We start from the raw sequence: 1752 nt of genomic DNA, 5'->3' as shown, positions 1-1752 counted from the left end.
CCTTGGTCGAGCGCGACGGGCTGTTGTACGGCCGCGGCACCTCCGACATGAAGGGTTTCAACGCGTGTGTGCTCGCCGCGCTGCCGGCGATGCTCGCCGAGCCGCTGCGGGAGCCGATCCACGTCGCCCTGAGCTACGACGAGGAGGTCGGCTGCAAGGGCGCCGCACCCATGGTGGCGGCGCTGGCCGAGCTGAGGCTGACGCCCGCGGTCACGTTCGTCGGCGAGCCCACGAGCATGCGGATGATCTGCGGTCACAAGTCGATCAACGTCGTCCGGGTCGACCTGCACGGCGTCGCCGCGCACAGCTCGCTCACGAACGCCGGCGTCAACGCCATCGAGTACGCCGCGCTCGTCGTGCGCTTCTGGCGCGAGCGCTGCGACCGCTGGCGCGCCGAGGGGCCCTACGACGACGCCTACCCGATCCCCTACACCACCGGATCGGTCAACCTCATCGCCGGCGGCAACGGGGTGAACATCATCCCGGCCGAGGCATCGGTGACCCTCGAGTTCCGCGCCATCGCCGCCGACGACGACGCCGCCGAGATCGACGCCCTGCGGGCCTACTGCGCCGAGATCGAGCGCGCCATGCGCGCCGAGGACGAGGCGGCGTCCGTGGAGGTCGTCGTCGAGAGCTCGACCGTGGGTCTCGACACCGCCCCGGACGCCGCGGCCGTGCGCCTGGGCGAACTGCTGGGGCTGGAAGCGCGGCCCGACAAGGTCACTTACGGCACCGAGGCGGGGGTGTACAGCAACGCGGGCATCTCGGCGGTCGTGTGCGGCCCGGGCGACATCGCGCAGGCCCACAAGCCCGACGAGTTCATCGACCCCGCTCAACTGGCCGAGTGCGAGGCGTTCCTCGGACGGCTCGTCGCCCACCTGCGCGCCCGCTGAAGCCAGGGCGGCGTCCGATCAGACGAGGTAGATCGTGATGGTCGAACCGCGGGCAGCCATGCTGCCCTCACCGGGATCGACCCGCAGCACCATGCCGAAGCCGCCGTTGACGAGACGGCTGTACCGGGTCTTGAAGCCCAGGTCCTGCAGTTGCTTCGCGACCGTCTCTGCGCCCATGCCCCGCAGGCCCGTCGGGATCTGCACCATGACGGGCCCCTTGGAGACGACCATCGTCACCGTGTCGCCGCGGTGCAGCGTCCCGGACGCCGGATCCTGACGGATCACGACGCCGGCGGGCACAGTGTCGCTGTTCTCCTCGGTGGAGTTGATCGTGATGAGGTTGTCCTCCGCCCACTTCTCCGCCGAGGTGAACTTCTCCCCGGTGAAGTCGGTGAGCTCGACCGGTGCGGGGCCGTCGGAGACGGTCAGGCCCACGGGGGCGTCCCGCTTGACCTGGGTGCCCGCCTCGGTTGCCTGGGACATCACCTGGTCGCGGGGCACCTCGTCGTCGTAGGTGCGCGTGACCTCCCCGGTGGCCAGGTGGGTGGCGGTGAGGATCTCGGTCGCCTCGGCGAGGGTCTTGCCGGTCACCTCGGGCACCGCGTAGCGCTCGGGCCCGAGCGAGACCCACGCCGTCATCAGGCCCTCACGGAGGATGCGCTCGCCGTCACCCGGCTCGGTGCGGATGACCTGGCCGAGCGGCACCTCCTCGGAATACTCGCGCTCGAACACCACGCCGACCCCGCTCGCCTGCGCGGCGAGCTGGGCGTCCGTCTGGGTGAGGAGGGCCAGCGCTGGGGCGGTCGTCCAGCGGCCCTCGAGGAGATACCAGCCACCCCAGCCGGCGCCGCCGAGCACC

The 1752-nt window shown here is 71.2% G+C and carries 2 protein-coding genes; one reads left to right on the top strand and one right to left on the bottom strand.

All coding sequences use genetic code 11. The annotated features are described in order from the left end of the window. Nucleotides 1-893: M20/M25/M40 family metallo-hydrolase (locus tag Q1K57_RS05995; RefSeq protein WP_300079996.1), on the top strand; the 893-nt coding region annotated here is incomplete at its 5' end. Between the two features lie 18 nt (nucleotides 894-911). Here the strand turns inward: Q1K57_RS05995 and Q1K57_RS05990 are convergent. After that, on the bottom strand, nucleotides 912-1752 hold an 841-nt coding region (locus Q1K57_RS05990; protein WP_300079994.1), incomplete at its 5' end, for a PASTA domain-containing protein.

The organism is Propioniciclava sp. (assembly GCF_029977985.1).
Classification (GTDB): Bacteria; Actinomycetota; Actinomycetes; order Propionibacteriales; family Propionibacteriaceae; genus Propioniciclava.
This window is presented reverse-complemented; position numbering and strand designations above follow the sequence as displayed.